The organism is Caulobacter sp. GSs2, assembly GCF_058680895.1.
The window spans coordinates 3,749,627-3,768,361 of sequence record NZ_CM178725.1 but is presented as its reverse complement, the minus strand read 5'-3'; the positions used below and the strand labels follow the sequence as shown (position 1 = coordinate 3,768,361).

The window sequence follows — 18,735 nt, the reverse complement described above, 5'->3', positions numbered from 1 at the left end:
TCTACCGCCCCGGCAACGGCGGCATGTCCAGTCGCCGGGCATGGGCCATGTCGCGATAGAGCCGCAGGATCGCGTGGTCGCGTGCGGTGTCGCCAGCCGCCTCGACGGCCTCGTGCAGCGCGATCAGCGCCCGCCGCAGGGTGGCGTTGGCGCGGTCCAGAGCCGCCAGGGTGAAGTCGCCGTCGGCGGCGCCCGCCGCCTCGGCGAAGGCCTCGCCATAGACCGGCGCGGCGTCCAGCAGCACCGCGCGCAGGGTGGCGTTCTCCCACACCCGCGCCGAAGGCCCGCGCTCGGCCTCCTGGGCGGCCAGCAGCGACAGCAGGGCCACGACCGCCACCTTGCCGGCCATGAACTCGCCGGCGGATTCGGGCGGCGGCGGCTCGGCGACGCAGAGGAAATTGCCAACCAGGATGTCGGGCAAACTCGGGGTCATGACAGGCACTCCAGGCGCATGAGGCCATCGGCCAGGATCTGATCGTGTCGACGCGCGGTGTACCAGCCGGAAATGGCCAGCACCGGGTCCTTGAAGCCGCCGTCGCGATATTCCCGCGCCGCCGAGGTCCAGATCGCCTGGCCCTTCACGGCGCTGAACAGCTCCCACCAGGCCAAGGCGGCCGGATCGACGGGCAGGTTGCTGGTCCGGCTCCAGATCGCCAGGGCCTCGTCGCGCGGGATCATCCCCGCCACGCGCCCCTCATCATAGTGACCCCACAGCGGATCGATCGCCCAGGCCAGGTCCTCGAGCGGATCGCCAAGATGCGCCATCTCCCAGTCGAGGATCGCCAGGATCTTCCCCTCGCCGTCATGCAGGAAATTGCCGGTGCGATAGTCGCCATGCACCACGCGCACGGCGGTCGCGGGCGGCGGCGGCGCGCGGCGAAGGCGACGGATGGCGGCGCGGACGATGGGCTGCGGATGCTGCTCGTCGGCCTCGATCACGGCGGCCCAGTGATCCAGGGCCACGCGCCAGCACTCACCGGGCTCGGGCGCAACGGCGGCCTGGGCCAGGGGCAGACCCGCCGGATCGGTCGCCGCGATCGCCCCCAGGGCCGCGAAGAACGTCTCGCCGATCACCTGGGCGTGCGGGCCATAGGGCTGGACGGTGAAGGGCGAGGCCGCCGCGCCGCCATCGACCCGGGTCATGATGAAGAACGGCCGCTCCAGCTCCGCGCCTTGCGTCTCCAACACGATCGGCTCGGGAACGGGCGCGCGGTCATGGAACGACTGGAAGGCCAGATATTCCAGGCTGCGGTCGGTCTCGATCAGACTGGCAGGCGGATCGCGGCGCAGGATCAGGGGCCGGACAACGCCGTCGACGATCGCGTCGAAGCGATAGGTCTCGCGGCTGGCGCCGCCAGGGATGCGCGACAGGTCGCGCACGGTGGTGGGGGCGCCGAAATGGCGGGTCAGATAGGCTTCAAGCCGCTCGGCCAGGGTCATGGGGCGACATCCAGGATCGAGGCGAAGCCCGAAGGCGCGTGCGGACCCAGCGCCAGTTGCTCGAACACGCCCCGTCCAACCCGGGCGCGGCCGTCCGCGTCGGTGAAGGTGATGCGGCTCAGCGCCTGGACATGCAGATGATGCGGCATCCGGCGTTCGAGGTCGGCGGTGACGAAGTCCTCGCGCTCCACCGCCAGTTCGCCGTGATTGAGGCCGTGCCCCCAGACCGGATGGCCATAGCCCAGGCCCAGCATGAAGAACTCGGTCTGCGGCTCGATCACCGCCGTGCCGCCGGCGCCCAGATCCAGGCTCGCCGCGCGAGCATGGCGCGTTCCCGAGCGCCAGTCGACGGCGCAGACCGCCTGCTCGAACTCGCCCTCCCCGTCCTCTCGGCCGCCGTCGGCCAGCCACAGCGCCCTGCGGTTCCAGGGCCGGCCCAGCTCGTCATCATTGGTGTGGAAGAAGAGGCCCCCGTCCGCGAAATTGCACGGCGACCACAGCCAGAAGAACTGCATCGGCGCCGTTGGCGCGGCCTCCTGCGGATCACGCATGCCGACCGGGCGCACGCCCCACGACCTGTCGCGCGTCCCGACAAAGCCGTCGACGCTACTGCGGACGCCATCGACCTCGATCCAGCCGCTGTAGCGGCCGTTCTGGGTCAGGCGCGTATAGTCCATGAAGGTGCGCGGGCCGTTGCGCCGGATGAAGCGCGGCTCCTCGATCGGGAAGGCGCGGCCTTCGAAGACGATCTCGGCGCGGATGGCGTGCTCGGGCGAATCCACGGTCAGCTTCAGGCGCTGAAGCGGCTGCTGCACCTCGATGCGGATCGGGCCGACGTTCAGGTCCATCCGCTCCATGCGCAGCCAGCGGCTGGCGTGAAGATTGACCTGCCGGCCGTCCTTCATCACGCAGAAGGCGGCGTCGGCGATGTTCAGGTGCGGATAGACGCCGAACGCCGCGGCGAAGAACAGGTCGCCGCCATCGCCGTCCAGCGCGTAGCCGTTGAAGAAATAGCGATCGTAGAAGTTCCGATCGGTGCCGGCATAGGCCACCGGTTCCGGCGTCTGATGAATGGGATAGTCATCACCCCAGGTGAGCGCCATGCCGTCCTCCCAACTGCTCGCGCCGGGCCCTCTGACGGGGCGGCTTTACGGACAGGTGAACAACGTTAAGGTCGCGCCGGGCGATTGCAACAGTGACGGAGCGTAAGCCGATGGCGACCTGGACATCCCGAACCTGGACGGGCCTGGCGGCGCTGAGCGGCCTGTGCGCCGTCGCGCTGGGCGCGTTCGCCGCGCATGGCGTCGAGGCGCCCAAGCCGGCCGAATGGCTGCGCACCGGATCGCTGTACCAGATGACCCACGCCCTGGCGGTGTTCGGCGCCTTCGCCCTGGGCCGGGCCGGCGCGCGCGGCATGGGCCTGGTCGCCGGCCTGTTCCTGGCCGGGACGGTGCTGTTCTCGGGATCGCTCTACGCCATGGCCCTGGGCGGTCCGCGCTGGCTGGGGGCGGTGACGCCGCTGGGCGGCCTGGCCTTTATGGCCGGCTGGGCCGTGCTGGCCTGGCGGGCCTTCACCCTGCCCAAGTAGGCTGGGCCTAGGGAAGCAGACTACCGACCCGCTCGACCAGCTGCGCGCCGTCGAAGGGTTTCATCACATAGCCCGCCGCCCCCAGCTGCATGGCCAGGACGATGCGGTCGAGCCGGCCATCGCCGGTCAACATCAGCACGGGAATACGGGCGGTGGCGGGGTTATCCTTGATGGCCTTGAGCGCGTCCAGACCGCTCAGCCCCGGGATTCGCACGTCCAGCAGCACAGCGGCGGGAACTCGCAGGGCGAGCGCCGCCGTCAGGGCGTCGGCGGTCTCGAACCCGACCACCTCGAAACCGCCCCGCGTCAAGACGATCGAGACCAGCTCCAGGATGCTGGGGTCATCGTCGGCGACATAGATCAGGGACGCGGCTTTGGACATCAGGTCGCGATCGGGCTCGAAACGGAATCAGGGGCCTCGCCACCGGCGGGACAGGGATCGTCGACAGTTGGTCGTTTCGAGCCGGCTTCGTCAAACCCTGCTTGTCGACAGGGTCCGCGCCAGGGTTTCGATCAGTCCCAGGCTCGACAGGGGCTTGGTGATCTGACCGTCAAAGACCGCGTCGATCGCCAGGGTCGAAGCGTCGGCGGAAAAGGCCAGGATCGGCGTCCTGGCGTTGAGGCCGCCCTCGCGGATCCGGGCGGCGGCAGCCCGGCCATCGACCCGGGGCATCCGCAGGTCCATCAGGATGACGTCGAAGGGCGTCTCTCGCGCGCTGGAAATCGCCTCGTCGCCGTCGGCCGCCTCGGTCATCTCGGCGCCGAACGGACCCAGGATCGCCCGAACCAGTTCGCGGTTGGCGCGGTTGTCGTCGACGATCAGCACCCGGCAGTTGTCGGGCAGAGCCAGAGGCTGGTCGATCGCGACAGTCTGGTCCTCGCCTTGATCGACGGACGGCGCGGGCAGCGAGAACCAGAACCGCGAGCCTTCGCCTTCGCGGCTCTCGACCCCGATATCGCCATCCATGACCTCGACCAGGCCCTTGCAGATCGCCAGACCCAGGCCCGTGCCGCCATGTTTGCGGGTGGCTGAACCATCGACCTGCGAGAAGCGCTGAAACAGGTGTCCGATCTGGTCGTCGGGCATGCCGGGGCCCGTGTCGACCACCGCGAACGACAGGCGCTGCGTCGCGGAGTCGTAGGCTGCCTCGAGATCGACCCCGCCCTGCTCGGTAAACTTCACGGCGTTGCCGATCAGGTTGAGCAGGATCTGACGCAGACGGTCCGGGTCGGCCAGCACCTGTTGGGGCACGATTTCAAAGCCCGACAGCGTCAGCGACAGGCCCTTGGCCCGGGCCTGGGCATCGAACAGTTCGATCGCCTCACGCGCCAGCTCTGTGGGCGACATCGGCCTTGGCCTGATATCAACCTGCCCGGCCTCCAGCTTGGAGAAGTCCAGGATGTCGTTGACGGTCGCCCGCAGCGCCTTGCCGGCGTTGGAGACCCGCTCGATATAGCCGCGCGTCGAGGCGGTAAGGTCCGGTTGCTCCTCGATCAGCTTGGTGAAGCCCAGCACTGCGGTCAGCGGCGTGCGCAGCTCGTGGCTCATATTGGCCAGGAATTCGCCCTTGACGGTTGCCGCCACCTCGGCGTCGGCGCGCGCCTGGCGCAGCTGGATCTCCAGCATCTTGCGCCGCGAAATGTCGCGGACGATGTCGGTCACCCCGCTGACCCGGCCCGTCAGGCGGTCAAGGGCCAGGGTCGGGCGACCCTCGAACCAGATTTCCCGCCCGTCCTTGTGACGCGACCGGTACTCGACCCGCGTGGGCGAGACCCGTCCCCGACTCGCGAGCTGGTCGCGGAGGGCGCTGCGGATCGCCTCGACATCGTCTTCATGGATGAGGTCCACAAAGCGCCGACCGATCAGTTCCTCGGGCCTGAAGCCCAGACGATGTTCGACCGACGGCGAGACATAGGTGATCCGGCCGTCCACATCCGAATGCGCGAGGATGTCGCTGCCATTCTCTGTCAGCATCCGGAACCGCGCTTCGCTTTCGACGATCGCCTGCTCGGCGGCCTTCTGGGCGGTAATGTCCAGGATCACGCCAAAGACAGTGATCGGTCGCCCTTCAGCGTCGCGCTCGACCGCCATATTGCCTGTGGCATACCGGACCTGGCCATCAGCGCGCAGCAGCCGCGTCTGGGCGGCAGGACTGGACGCCTGGGTCTCGAGCACCGCGCGGTAGCGCAGACGCGCGTTCTCGCGATCCTCGGGATGAACCGCAGCAAGCCAGTCGTCGGCGGAAATCACCGTCCCTGGGTCAACCCCGAGGATGACGTACATCTGATCTGACCAGGTCATGGCGCCGGTGTTCAGATTGAACCGCCAATAGCCGACCCCGGCCAGGTTTTCGGCCATATCGGCCCAACGGGTCTGCTCCTGGGCCAAATCCCGCAAGCGCCGTCTCTGCGCGTTGATCGTCGCCAGAGGCAGGGCGGCAAAGATCGAGACAACCAGAAAGACCTGCAGAAACAGCGCCTGCTCGGCCATGTTCTCGGCCAGTTGGGCGACGGGACCCAGCCCCATGGCCGTAAAGCCGATCGCCAGACCCGACAGGATCAGAATTCCCACCGCTGCGCCGAGGAATTCCAGCTCCAGCGCCACAAAAACCAGGACCGGCGGAATGATGAACAGCAACGGATATCGGGGGCGGGTGAAGACCAGCACGATGGCCAGGACCAGCACCGCCAGGGCGATCCAGCCGCGCCGTCTGACCGGCCGCTCGACCAGCAGCGCGCGAGCCTGACGAAAGGCGATCAGGGATGGCGTCACCAGCATCAGGCCCAGGGCGTTAGACAGGACCCAGCTGACCATTGTGCGACCAGGGTCGGCGTCTCGCGAGACGTAGAGGACGGTGGTCGCGATGACGGCCGAGACCAGGGGCGTGCACAACCCGCAGACCAGCGCGATCCAGCCCAGGTCGCGGGGGCGGCTGACATCGATATCGCGACCCAGCACGTGTCGCAGGGCCAGGGCCGACAGCAGGTATTCGACGACATTGGCGAAGCTGAGTCCCAGGACCACCGATAGCCGCCCGCCTCCATGCAGGCCGGCGGCTATGTTTCCCGCTAGGGTGAAGGCGATCAGCAGCGGCCAGCGCGAGCGATCGGTCCACAGCAGCACCGTCAGCACGACACCGTTTGCCAGCCAGATCGGTGCGACCTGCTTCAGGTCACGCGGCAGCTCGACACAGACATAGGCCAGCAGCGCCACCACCAGACCCAGAGCGGCGGCAGCCGCGATCTGGCGAGCCTGGTCGGTCCAATACGGGGATGGCTGGGCTCGGGTCATGCCGCGCCACCCTGCCAGCCCTGTCTGCACCTCCGGTTAACGTGGCGGGAATCTCCCGCGTGCTGCGCAAAGTCGTGACGCCCTGGTGGAAAGGGCCCCGTCGATGACCTGGGCTTGATCAAAGGGTCGGCGATTGGCCCAGGATCGCCGCCAGGCTATGTCCAAGCGCTCACCGACGTGCTGCCTTCGTCCGCAGTTCCCCCAAGAGAGTTTCACCATGCGTCTGTTTGCCGCCCTTGCCATCTGCCTTTTCACGGTTCTGCCCGCCGCAGCGGCCGAGCGTTTCGACGCCGCGCCGCGCATCGCGGTGATCTCGGCCTTTCCGCCGGAGCTGACGGCCCTGGCCTCGGCCACCCGTGACCAGAAGCGCTATACGGCGGCGGGCGTGACCTTCACGACGGGCGAACTCGAGGGCAAACCGATCGTGCTGTTCCTCAGCGGCGTCAGCATGGTCAATGCCGCCATGACCACCCAGCTGGCCCTGGACCGCTTCAACGTCACCCGTATCGTGTTCTCGGGCATCGCCGGCGGGGTGGATGAAGGTCTCGATATCGGCGACGTGATCGTGGCCGACCAGTGGAGCCAGAACCTGGAGACGGCCTTCGCCCGCGAGACCGAAAAAGGTTTCGAGGTCTCGCAGTCGGCGCGCAATGACGATCTGCCGGGCTTTGGAATGATGATCCCGCGCTCGATCATGATCGCCCGAGCCGACGGTCCGCCCGAGCGCCGCCGCTGGTTCCCGGTCGATCCGGCCATGCTGGAGATCGCGCGCACCATCGCCTCGACGGTCTCACTGGCGCGATGCGTCACCAACCAGTGCCTGGTTCACGCGCCCAAGGTGGTGGTCGGCGGCAACGGCATCTCGGCGCCGGTGTTCCTCGACAACGCCGCCTATCGCAAATACGCCCGCGCCACCTTCCAGGCCCGCGTTGTGGACATGGAAAGCGCCGCCGTCGCCCATGTGGCCTATGCCAATGGCGCGCCGTTCATCGCCTTCCGCAGCCTGTCGGACCTGGCCGGCGGCGGCGACGAGGCCAACGAGATGCACACCTTCATGCAGCTGGCCTCGGACAATTCGGCCAGCGTGGTGAAGGCTTTCGTCAAAGCCCTGCCTAACTAGCGCGTCCCGAAGGTGCGGTCGCCGGCGTCGCCCAGGCCCGGCACGATGTAGCCGTGGTCGTTGAGCTGCGCGTCGATGGCCGCCGTCCAGATCGGCACGTCGGGATGGGCGGCGCGCAGGTTGTCGATCCCGACCTGGGCGGCCAGCAGGCAGACAAAGCGCAGGTCGGTAACGCCGGCCGCCTTCAGGCGTGAAATCGCCGCGATCGCCGAGTGGCCGGTGGCCAGCATCGGATCGACCACGATGACCAGACGGCCGGCGATGTCTTGCGGAGCCTTGAAGTAGTATTCGACCGCCTCCAGCGACTCCGGATCGCGATAGAGGCCGATGTGGGCGACGCGGGCCGAGGGCACCAGATCCAGCATGCCGTCAGCCATGCCCAGGCCGGCCCGCAGGATCGGGGCGAACACCAGCTTCTTGCCGGCGATCTCCCGGGCCATGGTCGGGGCGACCGGGGTCTCGATCTGGACGTCATCCATCGGCAGGTCGCGGGTGACCTCGTAGCAGATCAGGGTCGCCGTCTCGCGCATCAGGGCGCGGAAGGTCTTCGTGGACGTGGTCTTGTCCCGCATCTTGGTCAGCTTGTGCTGCACGAGCGGATGGCTGACGACGGTGACGGTGGACATGGGACGACCCTGCTGGAAGCGAGCCTCCGCTCCTAGCAGGCGGCTCGCCCTCAGGCCAGTTGATCACCGATCGGCAGGGACCGGATGCGCTTGCCCGTCGCCGCGAAGATGGCGTTGCAAAGCGCCGCCGGGGCCGGAGGATAGGCCGGCTCGCCCAGCCCTGTGGGCCGGTTGTCGCTGAGCTTGAAATGCACCTCGATGGGCGGCGCCTCGGCCATTCTCAGCAGCGGGTGGTCGGCGAAAGTGCCCTGGGTGGTCGCGCCGTTCTCAAAGGTGATCGCCTGATGCAGCGTGCTGCCGATGGCGTCCAGGATCGACCCCTGCACCTGCTGTTCGGCGCCGCTGGGATTGACGATCTGCGAGCCGACATCGACGGCGGCCCAGACCTTGTGGATCTTCAGCGCGCCGCCCTTGGCGACGGAAACCTCCATGACCACGGCCACATAGCCCAGGTGGCTGTAGTGGCAGGCGACGCCCAGGCCCGTACCCTTGGCGGTCTTGCGGCCCCAACCGGACTTTTCAGCCACCAGGTCCAGCACGCCGCTCATGCGTCCGGTGTGGAAGCTGTCGCCCTGCCCCGCCTCGCCCAGCAGGCGCGGCTCGCCCAGCAGCTTGCGGCGGAAGGCGACGGGGTCCTGCTTGGAAGCGACGGCCAGTTCGTCGGTAAAGCTCTGGATGACGAAGCCGAAAGCGTTGTTGGCCGGTGCTCGCAGGAAGCCGGTCGGCGCGCCCAGCGGCATGACCGAAACGTCGAGCTTGTAGTTGGCCACGGCCCGGCAAGGGAACTGGGTGGCGTTCATGCCTGCGGCGGTCGCGAACTGCTCGCCCTCGCCGAAGGTCACGAAGTGGTCGCGCCAACCGACGAGGTCGCCCTTGGCGTCGAGGCCGGCCGTGAAATTGTGCCAGCCGCCGGGACGATAGAAATCGTGCTGGGTATCATCCTCGCGGGTCCACACCAGCTTGACCGGCGCGCCGGCCAGTTTCGAGATGACCGCCGCCTCGACCATGTAGTCGTTCATCAGGCGTCGGCCAAAGCCGCCGCCGACGCGAACCAGATGGATGGTGATGTCGGCCTCGGTGATCCCCAGGGCGGCGGCGACCAGCTTGCGGCCGCTCTCCGGATTCTGGGTCGGGGCCCAGATCTCGACCTTGCCGTCCTTGAAACTGGCCGTGCAGTTCTGGGGTTCCAGATTGGCGTGAGCAATGAAGGGGTAGCTGTAGGCGGCGCTGACAAGCTTGGCCGCGCCCTTGAGGGCGGCGTCAACATCGCCGTCGGCTCGCAGCGTGCGATGCGGGGGCGCCTTGGCCAGTTCAGCCGCCTTGGCGGCGAACCCGGCGCTGCTCTGGGCCCCGGTGGGATGCTCGGCCCATTTGATCTCAAGGGCGTTACGCCCCTTGCGCGCCGCCCACCAGCTGTCGGCGACCACGGCAACGCCGGGCAGGATGCTGGCCAGATTGGTTCCGCCCTCGACCACGAAGGCGTCCTTGACGCCGGCCACAGCCTTGGCCGGGGCCAGGTCGACGCTGGCCACCTTGGCGCCGAAGGTCGGGGCCTTGGCGAAGGTGGCGTACAGCATGCCCGGCATGCGGGTGTCGATGCCATAGACCGGCTGGCCGGTGACGATCAGGTCGATGTCGCGGCTCTGCTGGCGCTTGCCGATGATGCGGAAGGCCTTGGGGTCCTTCAGCGTCAGGCTCTTGGGATCAGGCGGCGTCAGGCCCGCGGCGGCCTGGGCCAGATCGCCATAGGCCAGGCGGCGGTTGCTGGCGGCGTGGATCACAAAGCCCGGCTCGGTGGCGCAGGCCTCGGCGGCGACGCCCCAGCGCGCGGCGGCGGCGGCGATCAGCAGGGCCCTGCCCGTGGCGCCCACGCGGCGCAGTCCGTCATACTCCAGCGTGGTGGCCATGCTGCCGCCGGCCACCTGACGACCAAACACCTTGGTGTCGGCGATGGCCTGCTCGACGGTGACGGCCGACCATTCGACGTCCAGTTCCTCGGCGATCAGCATCGGCAGCGAGGTCTTGATCCCCTGCCCCACCTCGGGAACCTTGGAGACGATGGTGACGCCGCCGTCGGGCCCGATGCGGACATAGGCGTTCAACTGCCCGTCGCCCGCCGCCTGTCCGGGTCCGGACAGGCTGAACGACATCATCAGGCCGCCGCCCAGGGCGGCGCCGGTCTGCAGGAACAGACGACGGTTAGGGTCGCGGAGCATCTCGCCGTCCATGCTCAAACTCCCTGGCCGGAAGCGGCCTTGATCGCCGCCTTGATGCGGATGTAGGTGGCGCAGCGGCACAGATTGCCGTTCATCGCCTCGTCGATGGCGGCATCATCGGGCCGGGGATTGGCGGTCAGCAGCGCCGTGGCCGACATGATCTGGCCGGCCTGGCAGTAGCCGCACTGGGGCACGTCGATGGCCTTCCAGGCTTCCTGCACCTTGGCGCCGACCGGATCCTGGCCAACGCCCTCAATGGTCACGACCCTCTTGTCGCCGACGCGACGGACCGGCGTGATGCAGGCGCGAACCGGCGCGCCGTCGATATGCACCGTGCAGGCCCCGCACTGGGCCGCGCCGCACCCGAACTTGGTCCCGACCATGCCCAGGGTGTCGCGCAGGACCCACAACAGAGGCGTGTCGCCCTCGACCTCGACCGAGCGGGTTTCCCCATTGATGGTCAGCGTGAACGCCATGCCCGACTCCTGATCTGGCGGTTGCCGGGGGATAATGCCTCAGTCGCGCAGGGAGCACGAGAGGTTGCGCGCGCTTGCGACCGCCAGAAAAAAATGACCCCAAAAGCCGGGTGCGGCGCATGGCCCGGACCAATAATGCGCAAACGGACGACGGTCCGTGACAGCTGAGGCGGGTTTCGCAACGCCGAACCCTGACCTTGGCGAGAGCGAGTTCGCGATGCGGGTCTCGGCCTCACCGCGGCCAAACCTGCACAACGCGCCTATGCGCCGCAGTTTTCAGGTTCCGAACTCGACGACTCACGCAATCACGGGCGCTATAGTCGACTGGCGCGCGCCGTCGGTACGGATGCGGGTCTAGGGTTCTGGGTGAAGTGACGGAAAAGCCGGTCAAGCAAGGTGTTGGAAAGCGTCGCCAGGTCGCGGCGCTGCCTTGGCGTGGCGAAGGCCCGGGCTTGCAGATCCTGCTGGTCTCGTCGCGCGAGACCAAGCGCTGGGTGATCCCCAAGGGCTGGCCGATGAAGGGGCGCACCGATCCGGCCGCCGCCGCCCAGGAAGCCTTTGAGGAAGCTGGCCTCGATGGCGTGATCGCGCAGCAGTCCGTTGGCGACTATGAATATCTCAAGCGCCTGAAGAGCGGTGTGGCGCGGCTGGTCAAGGTCGATGTCTATCCCCTCCAGGTCACCGGCGAGCACGCCACCTGGCCCGAAAAGGGCCAGCGCACCTTGCAATGGATGAGTCCGACCGAGGCCGCCCTAGGTGTGCAGGAGCCGGAACTGCGCGACGTGATCGCCCGTTTCGCAGGCATAGCGCTGCCCGAGGAAGAACGCCCCGCCCCTGCCCGTGCGCCCACGCCGGTCAAGGTGGCCCTGGAGCGCGTGCGCCGCCGGATGGCGACGTTCCTGGGCGGCTCCCGACAATAGTCACAGCCTGTGGACAATCGGATCTCCGCCGCATAATGTTCTCATTATGTTCCGGAGCGACGTTCCATGCAGCTTTCCCTAGGCCTCTCGCGCTCGCCGCTTGAAAGCGTTCGCGACGCCCTGCTGTGCGAGTTTGGTCCGCAGCGGCCGGTGGCGCGCATGGATCCGATCTCGCAGCTGGTAAAGTCGTCGATCAGCGGTCGCACGCCCGACGCCGTGTCGTGGGGCGCGTTCCTGCGCCTGCGGGCCGAGTTCAGGTGCTGGGAAGACCTGGCCCGAACCTCCGACGCGCAGGTCCTGGAGATCATCGGCGATGTCACCTGCGCCGAAGACAAGGCCAGGCATCTGACCCACGCCCTGCGCCTGATCGAACAGAAGGTCGGCTGGCTGTCGCTGAACCATCTGGCCGGCCGACCGGTCGACGAAGCGCGGTGGGAGCTGCAAAGCCTGCCCGGCGTGGGGGTCAAGGTCGCCGCCAGCGTGCTCAATTTCAGCAGTCTGGCCATGCGGGCCCTGGTCGTCGACACCCATGTGCATCGCGTGGCCAGGCGGATCGGACTGGTCGGGCCGGGGGATACGACCCTCGCCTATCAGGCTCTGATGCGGCTGGCGCCAGGCTCCTGGACGGCCGACGACCTGTTTGAGCTGCACTGGCTGATGAAGCGGGGCCTGGGACAGATGCTGTGCCCGGATCAAGCCCCCAGCTGCGGCGCCTGCCCGCTGAAGCACGACTGCGCCAAGCTGGGTATCGGCCACAGCGCCGAGGTCCTGCCCTGGCGACCGCGGGGCGCCTGACTATCGCGCGGGCTTGGCCAGTTCGGTGAAGGTGGCGGTTCCGATCCCGTAGCGGCGCCAGTCCCGAAAGTCGAAGTGCCACCATTCCTCGGTGTAGACCTCGAAGCCTTCGGCAGTCATGGCGTCGCGCAGCAGGGCGCGCAGGGCCCGTTGCTGCGTCGTGCCGCCGATGAAATCGGCATAGGCGCGGTCGGAGAACTCGTCATAGCGGCTGGGCATCTCGACGGGCTTGCCGGTCTTGAGATCGTACAGCGTCAGGTCGACAGCGCAGCCGCGATTGTGACGTGAGCCCCGGGCCGGATCGGCGACAAAGGCGTGGCTCTCGGGCGGGGTCGCCTCCCAGAACATCCAGGTGACGAACCAGGGGCGATAGGCGTCGTGGATCAGCAGGCCAAAGCCCTTGCCGGCCAGGGCGTGCTGCACCCGGCCCAGGGCCTGCGCGGCAGGCCGCTGCAGCCAGGCGGCCGCGCGTTCGTACAGCGGAATGCCCATGAAATTGTCGGCGCCAGCATAGCGGATGTCGAGCCGGATGCGCGGGTCGATCGCCGTCAGGTCGACCAGGTCGGCCGGAAGATGCGCCTCGGTCTCGACTGGCGGCGTCGCGGCCAGGGCCCGCTGGCGCAGGGCCACCGGATCGGCACGAACGGCCCTCTGGATCGCCGCCTGAGTCTGCGCGCCGAAATCCTGGAAGGCCAGCCGGGTTCCGTCCAAACGGATCGCGCCCGTCTCCAAGACCAGCGCCCCGCCGCTCGCGACAGCGTAGCGACCGCCGCCCAGCGCCGTCAGCCGCGCCACGGGCAGATCCTTGCCGAAGAGGTGCAGCGCGCCGTCCCGTTCGAAAACGGTGACCGGCGCGACCTTGTCGCCATACTGCCCGACCGCCGCCCACTCGGCCCGGCTCTGGGCGAAGGCGGCCGGAGCGGCGAGGCCGGCGGCGGCGATGGACAGAAAGGATCGTCGAACCAGACCGTTCATCGCCGCCCCCTTGGCGCTATTTCATCGTCGGGATGACGAAGGCCGCGTCCTCGACCTCGCCTTCCGGCCAGCGGGCGGTGATGGTCTTGACCTTGGTGTAGAACTTCACGCCCTCGACGCCATGCTGGTTGGTGTCGCCGAAGGCGCTGCGCTTCCAGCCGCCGAAGGTGTGATAGGCCACCGGCACCGGGATCGGTACATTGATGCCCACCATGCCGACATTGACCCGGCTGGCGAACTCGCGGGCCGCGCGGCCGTTGCGGGTGAAGATGGCGACGCCGTTGCCGTACTGGTGCTCGCTGGGCAGGCTGAGCGCCTCCTCGAAGCTCTCGGCGCGCACGATCTGCAGGACGGGACCGAAGATCTCTTCCTGGTAGGTCTTCATGCCCTTCGTGACGCCATCGAACAGCGACGGGCCGATGAAGAAGCCCTTCTCGAAGCCTTGCAGGCTGAAATCGCGGCCATCCACGACCAGCTCGGCGCCCTCGTCGACCCCGATCTGGATGTAGTCGGCGATCTTGGCGCGGTGCTGGCTGGAGACCACTGGACCATAGTGGGCATCGGGGTCCGTGGAGATGCCCAGCTTCAGGGTCTCGATCTCGGCGACCATGCGTTCGCGCAGCTCATCGGCCGTCGCCTTGCCCACGGGCACAACGACCGGCAGGGCCATGCAGCGCTCGCCGGCCGAGCCGAAGGCCGCGCCCGACAGGTCCTTGACCACCTGGTCGAGGTCGGCGTCGGGCAGGACGATGCCGTGGTTCTTGGCGCCGCCCATGGCCTGGACGCGTTTCCCGTGCGCCGTGCCGGTCTGATAGACATAGTGGGCGATGTCGGACGAGCCGACAAAGCTGACCGCGCGGATCAGCGGATGGGTCAGGATGGCGTCGACGACGGTCTTGTCGCCGTGCACCACGTTCAGCACCCCCTCGGGCGCGCCGGCTTCCATCATCAGCTCGGCCAGTTTCACCGGCACGGTCGGATCCTTCTCCGACGGCTTGAGGATGAAGGTGTTGCCCACGGCGATGCTGATGCCGAACATCCACATCGGGATCATGGCCGGGAAGTTGAACGGGGTGATGCCCGCGCAGACGCCCAGCGGCTGGCGCATCGAATAGACGTCGATGCCGGGGCCCGCGCCCTCGGTGTATTCGCCCTTCAGGATGTGAGGAATACCGCAGGCGAATTCAATGACTTCCAGCCCGCGCTGGATGTCGCCCTTGCTGTCGGCGATGACCTTGCCGTGCTCGGACGACAGAATTTCGGCCAGCGAATTCATGTCGCGCTCGATCAGGCGCTTGAACTCGAACATCACCCGGGCGCGGCGCTGGGGATTGGTCGTCGCCCAGCCGATCTGGGCCTTGGCGGCGGCCTGGACGGCGGCATCCAGCTCGGCGGCGGTCGCCAGCTGCACGCGGGCCTGGACCTCGCCGGTGTTGGGATTGAAGACGTCGCCGAACCGACCCGAGGTCCCGACGAAGGTCTGACCGTTCACGAAATGGGCGATGTCTCGCATGATGCGCTCCCTGGATCTTGTTTTGCGCGTCGATAGCATCTCAACGGCAGGACGTGCGCCGGAAAATTCGACCAATAGCGCTGTCATCCCGGGCCAAGACCCGGGACCGCCGGAAACGCAGGCGATCGCCGCGATCCCGGCTCGGCGCGCGACGCGCCTGGCCGGGATGACAGTCTATTCCGCGTCGACGTGAACCCGCCGGAACCGGCCCTGCAGATAGACCAGCGGCTCGTGATCGGGATCATAGCGCAGCTTCACGACCCGGCCGACATAGACCCGGTGATCGCCCGCGTCGAAGACGTGATGGGTCTGACACTCGAAATTGGCCATGCAGTCCGGCAGGATCGGCACGCCGGTGCGCCAGACCTCGGTCTCCAGCCCTGCGAACCGGTCGACCCCCTTGCGCACGAACTGGCTCGCGACGTCCTGCTGTTCGGCCGGCAGCACATTGACGGCGAAGACGCCCGCCGTATCCAGGGCCGCAAGGCTGCTGGATTTCAGATCCACGCAGATCAACGCCAGGGGCGGATCCAGCGACACCGAGGTGAAGGAATTGGCCGTCAGCCCTATCTTGCGCCCGTCCTCGCCCAGGGTCGTGACGACCGTGACGCCTGTCGTGAAACACCCGAACGCATTCCGCAGAGCCCGGGCGTCATGTTCGGCGCCCTCGCCCAGTTCAATCGTGACTGCCTGACTCATCGTCGTGTTCTGCGATGAAGCGCGGGCCGGGGCAAGCGCTAGGCGCGCTGGCCCTCGACCAGAACGCCGGGCTTGCTCGCATCCAGGCCGAAAGTGATCGGCAGGTGGCGCACATGCGGCGTCTGCAGGTTCAGGGCCTTGGCGCCCCGCGCCACGGCCAGCTTGCCCAGCGCCGTCGGGCCAAAGCCGCTCTGGATGCGGGGCCTTGCCCCCAGCCGGCGGCGCAGCACCCCGTTGGCGTAGATGACATTGGCCCGCATCAGGGCCGGCGGGGTCATGAATTCGATCGACAGCGAGACGTTCAGCATCGGACCGTTCTCGATCCGGTGCGGCGCGTTCTGCCGCCAGGTGACCATCTTGCCCGGGGTCAGGTCATAGACCGCCGCGCCCTTGTCCCAGTCGGGATCGAAGGCGAACTGCTCGGCGGTTTCCTTCAGCACGATCTTTTCCAGATCCAGCTCGCCGACATACGGATCGGCGACCGGATAGACCCAGACCTTCTTCTGGCCGCGCAGCTGCCACAGCGACACCAGCGGCACATCCAGATGGTAGAACACCTGGGCGTTGGCCGAGCTGATCAGCATGCCCAGATCGCGCTTGAAGGTGCGCAGGCCGGGAACCTGAGCCTCCTTCTCGGCGAAGATCTCGTCGCCCAGGGCGGCATATTCCGGCACGTGGTCGTTGGTGTGGCGCAGGTTCAGCCAGATGCGGCCGCTCTTGGCCGCCTCCAGCAGCTGGTCGCCCGAGAGACCGCTGGCCGCGCCCCGGCGCCAGGTGGTCCAGGCCTTGGGGTCCTCGCCCATGGTGAAGACGCCCAGCTGATCGCGGGGATACAGGTCCAGCAGTCGCGCCAGGCCCTCGTCGTCGAACATCGGGCGTTCGTGCAGGCCGTGCTCGAAAGCCAGGTTCTCGCCGCCGAAGGCCCTGGCCTTCTCGGGCGTCCAGTCGCGGATGATGCTCACGCGGTCCTCCCGTAGAATTGGATCTTGAAGGGGCCCCACCACAGGGCCTTGCCCAGGCCGCGCGCGGCCTTGTCGAGCCAGTCGGCCCGGTCACTGGAACGGGTCAGCCACTTGACGCCGGCCACCGCGCCGAACACGGCCGCCTGCCCCACCCCGATCGCCATCCAGCGGGCCACGCCCAAGGGATCTGGCGGGCTGGACGCGGCGCAATGGGCCGAGGGACCCTGGCCATAGGCGAAGGCGCGGGCCAGCGTGTAGTCCAGGGTCAGGCGGTCGGGCACGGGATCTTCCCAGACCCAGGCGGCCGGCTCCCACGCAAAGGTCGCGCCGGCGGCCTGCATCTGGCCAAACAGCATGTCGTCCTCGCCGCCGATCTGGTTGCGCTCGGCCGCGAACGGCGAGACGGGATCGGGCAAGGCGGCGCGGCGCAGCAGGCTATCACCGCAGCCGTAATAGTGGTCGATGACGCCGGCCTGGGCGGGACCCAGGCGCGAGAAGAAGCGCTCCAGATAGTCGCGATGCTCGGCGACGCTGTCTGGGGCCCGGGCCCGGACCGGTCCGAACACGACATCGGCGTCATAGCGAACCTGGGCGGCCAGCAAGGCGGCGAGCCAGCCCTCGGGCGCTTCCTCGTCATCGTCCAGAAAGGCGATCAGGGCGCCGGAGGCCTTGGCCATGCCGGCGTTGCGGGCGTTGGCCACCCCGGCGCGGGGCTCGTGAACATAGTGCAGCGGGCAGGCCGCGCCTGCTGCCAGGGCCTCGATCGTGGCCTGAGCCGAGGGGACCTGATCGTTATCGACGACGATGATTTCCAGCGCGGCGAAATCCACCGCCTGCTGGGCCAACACAGAGCGCACCGCGACGGCCAGACCGCCGAGCCGCCTCTGGGTCGGGATCATCACCGTCACGTGGACCATCAGCCGGCCTCGTGAGCGCCGACGCGACGACGTGACTGGCTGGCGACGGCGTCGACCAGGCCGCGCACCTGTCCGCCCATGGTCAGCTCGACACTGTTGATCACGTCCATCCGGCGACGCAGCCGCGCCACCATGCCATTGCCGCCCGCGCCGGCCAGGTTCCAGGCGCTTTCGACCGAGCTGGCCATCAGGCCGGCCACGCTGGCGGCCATCACGGCGCCGCTCTGGACCGGGGTCTGGGTGAAGGCGTAGGCGCGCTTGTAGTGGTCATGGCCGGGACCCAGGTCATAGCGGCTCAGGCCCAGTTCCGGCATGGCGGCGATGGCCCGCAGGAAGAAGATCTGGCCCGGCGACCAGGCGCCGAAGGCCGGATTGGTCGAGGCGATCCACGGGTGATAGACGCTGCCCAGACGCACGCCGAAATGCCCCGCCACCAGTTCGTCGCCGGCATAGAGGTTGATCATCAGGCCCTGGAAGTCGCCGGTCTGGCGCTGGAACAGGTCGGTCAGCAGGCCGCTGGTCCAGGCCGGACGCAGGAAGTCGTGCATGCCGGTGCGCTGCAGCTGCTCGCGCTTCCAGGCCAGCAGCTGGTCGAAAGCCTGACGCGACGCATCGGCCGCGACCAGACGCACCGCGCCGACTTCACGGTCCAGCTTGTGGTCCAGCCGGCGGTAGTTCTTGATCTTCTTGGGGCTGGCGGCGCGGACGACCTCCAGGTGATCCTCCGCCGAGCCTTCGGGCGCGATCACGAAACCGGACTGGGCTTCAACGCCCTGCGCAGGCTGGCCAAACAGGCCGAACGGATCGATCAGGCCGGTATAGCGAAACACGCCCAGATCGGCGGCGCGCAGCACCTCCTCGGCCGTGAAGCCCGGATCGGGACGCGAGACGATGCCGTGATAGTCCGACAGTGGCGAGCCGATCGCCCGCGCCAGGCGGCCCGGCCGGCGATGGTGTGGCAGGAAGCCAAGCGTTTCCCCGTCCCTCTGGATCACCGCGACGCGCGCGTCGTCTCGCACCCGGCCCACGGCCAAGGTGAAATCGGGACCCAGCAGGGGATTGGCGAACGCCGGCTCGGCCGCAGCCATGTCGCGCCACAGGGCGATGTCGGCGGGCGCCAGATGGCTCGGGTGCAGGGTTTCGACGTTCAGCATGTTCCACCTGTCCTAAACCGAAGCGGTTAGGGAATGATGGAG

The 18,735-nt window shown here is 68.0% G+C and carries 18 protein-coding genes; 4 read left to right on the top strand and 14 right to left on the bottom strand.

The annotated features are described in order from the left end of the window. Position 1: 1 nt before the first annotated feature. Genes ACW17Z_RS18190 through ACW17Z_RS18180 form a run of 3 tightly spaced genes read right to left on the bottom strand, consistent with a single transcriptional unit; the run spans position 2 to position 2,543 of the window. Positions 2–433, bottom strand: a complete 432-nt coding sequence (locus ACW17Z_RS18190) for a hypothetical protein (protein WP_419321069.1) — start codon at positions 431–433, stop codon at positions 2–4. Next, positions 430–1,440 carry a phosphotransferase family protein gene (locus ACW17Z_RS18185; protein WP_492057036.1) on the bottom strand — a complete coding sequence of 337 codons (1,011 nt, stop codon included), beginning with the start codon at positions 1,438–1,440 and terminating at the stop codon, positions 430–432. Before ACW17Z_RS18185 ends, ACW17Z_RS18190 begins: the two co-directional genes overlap by 4 nt. After that, complete coding sequence (locus ACW17Z_RS18180; protein WP_492057035.1) at positions 1,437–2,543, bottom strand: Rv3169 family protein; 1,107 nt, start codon at positions 2,541–2,543, stop codon at positions 1,437–1,439. Before ACW17Z_RS18180 ends, ACW17Z_RS18185 begins: the two co-directional genes overlap by 4 nt. A 110-nt stretch (positions 2,544–2,653) precedes the next feature. Between ACW17Z_RS18180 and ACW17Z_RS18175 the strand changes: the two genes are divergently transcribed. Further along, on the top strand, positions 2,654–3,028 hold the full coding sequence (locus ACW17Z_RS18175) for a DUF423 domain-containing protein (protein ID WP_419321065.1): 375 nt from the start codon (positions 2,654–2,656) through the stop codon (positions 3,026–3,028). A 7-nt stretch (positions 3,029–3,035) separates the two neighbouring features. Here ACW17Z_RS18175 and ACW17Z_RS18170 read toward each other — a convergent pair whose 3' ends face one another. Together ACW17Z_RS18170 and ACW17Z_RS18165 are read right to left on the bottom strand one after the other, a co-directional pair. Continuing rightward, positions 3,036–3,410, bottom strand: coding sequence for a response regulator (locus tag ACW17Z_RS18170; protein ID WP_492057034.1), 375 nt, complete (start codon positions 3,408–3,410; stop codon positions 3,036–3,038). A gap of 90 nt (positions 3,411–3,500) precedes the next feature. Further along, on the bottom strand, positions 3,501–6,320 hold the full coding sequence (locus tag ACW17Z_RS18165) for a PAS domain S-box protein (protein ID WP_492057033.1): 2,820 nt from the start codon (positions 6,318–6,320) through the stop codon (positions 3,501–3,503). A gap of 217 nt (positions 6,321–6,537) precedes the next feature. Here ACW17Z_RS18165 and ACW17Z_RS18160 point away from each other — a divergent pair, with 217 nt between their 5' ends. Next, positions 6,538–7,440, top strand: a complete 903-nt coding sequence (locus tag ACW17Z_RS18160) for a 5'-methylthioadenosine/S-adenosylhomocysteine nucleosidase (RefSeq protein ID WP_492057032.1) — start codon at positions 6,538–6,540, stop codon at positions 7,438–7,440. On the opposite strand, the gene upp is transcribed toward ACW17Z_RS18160, so the two are convergent. The 3 genes from upp to ACW17Z_RS18145 are packed head-to-tail and all read right to left on the bottom strand — an operon-like array spanning position 7,437 to position 10,758. Next, positions 7,437–8,066, bottom strand: coding sequence for a uracil phosphoribosyltransferase (gene upp / locus ACW17Z_RS18155; RefSeq protein ID WP_492057031.1), 630 nt, complete (start codon positions 8,064–8,066; stop codon positions 7,437–7,439). The genes ACW17Z_RS18160 and upp overlap by 4 nt on opposite strands. A gap of 50 nt (positions 8,067–8,116) precedes the next feature. Then, a complete protein-coding gene (locus tag ACW17Z_RS18150) occupies positions 8,117–10,294 on the bottom strand; it encodes a xanthine dehydrogenase family protein molybdopterin-binding subunit (protein ID WP_492057030.1) in 2,178 nt (725 codons plus the stop codon). A gap of 2 nt (positions 10,295–10,296) precedes the next feature. Then, positions 10,297–10,758, bottom strand: a complete 462-nt coding sequence (locus tag ACW17Z_RS18145; protein WP_492057029.1) for a (2Fe-2S)-binding protein — start codon at positions 10,756–10,758, stop codon at positions 10,297–10,299. Positions 10,759–11,129: 371 nt separating this feature from the next. Here ACW17Z_RS18145 and ACW17Z_RS18140 point away from each other — a divergent pair, with 371 nt between their 5' ends. Both ACW17Z_RS18140 and ACW17Z_RS18135 read left to right on the top strand, forming a co-directional pair. Further along, the gene (locus tag ACW17Z_RS18140) at positions 11,130–11,678 is read left to right on the top strand and encodes an NUDIX hydrolase (protein WP_492057028.1); all 549 of its coding nucleotides are present in this window, start codon (positions 11,130–11,132) and stop codon (positions 11,676–11,678) included. Positions 11,679–11,744: 66 nt separating this feature from the next. Then, entirely contained in the window at positions 11,745–12,473 is a 729-nt protein-coding gene (locus tag ACW17Z_RS18135) for an endonuclease III domain-containing protein (protein ID WP_492057027.1), read from the top strand. Here ACW17Z_RS18135 and ACW17Z_RS18130 read toward each other — a convergent pair whose 3' ends face one another. The 6 genes from ACW17Z_RS18130 to ACW17Z_RS18105 form a co-directional block, all read right to left on the bottom strand. After that, complete coding sequence (locus ACW17Z_RS18130) at positions 12,474–13,448, bottom strand: M15 family metallopeptidase (RefSeq protein ID WP_492057026.1); 975 nt, start codon at positions 13,446–13,448, stop codon at positions 12,474–12,476. Between the two features lie 16 nt (positions 13,449–13,464). Continuing rightward, a complete protein-coding gene (locus tag ACW17Z_RS18125; protein ID WP_492057025.1) occupies positions 13,465–14,961 on the bottom strand; it encodes a CoA-acylating methylmalonate-semialdehyde dehydrogenase in 1,497 nt (498 codons plus the stop codon). 174 nt (positions 14,962–15,135) lie between these two features. After that, the gene (locus ACW17Z_RS18120) at positions 15,136–15,660 is read right to left on the bottom strand and encodes a flavin reductase family protein (RefSeq protein ID WP_419321052.1); all 525 of its coding nucleotides are present in this window, start codon (positions 15,658–15,660) and stop codon (positions 15,136–15,138) included. Between the two features lie 38 nt (positions 15,661–15,698). Beyond that, positions 15,699–16,703, bottom strand: a complete 1,005-nt coding sequence (locus ACW17Z_RS18115) for a hypothetical protein (RefSeq protein ID WP_492058556.1) — start codon at positions 16,701–16,703, stop codon at positions 15,699–15,701. Continuing rightward, the gene (locus ACW17Z_RS18110) at positions 16,619–17,539 is read right to left on the bottom strand and encodes a glycosyltransferase (protein WP_492057024.1); all 921 of its coding nucleotides are present in this window, start codon (positions 17,537–17,539) and stop codon (positions 16,619–16,621) included. Before ACW17Z_RS18110 ends, ACW17Z_RS18115 begins: the two co-directional genes overlap by 85 nt. Then, positions 17,539–18,693, bottom strand: coding sequence for a GNAT family N-acetyltransferase (locus ACW17Z_RS18105; protein ID WP_492057023.1), 1,155 nt, complete (start codon positions 18,691–18,693; stop codon positions 17,539–17,541). Before ACW17Z_RS18105 ends, ACW17Z_RS18110 begins: the two co-directional genes overlap by 1 nt. Positions 18,694–18,735: the final 42 nt, after the last annotated feature.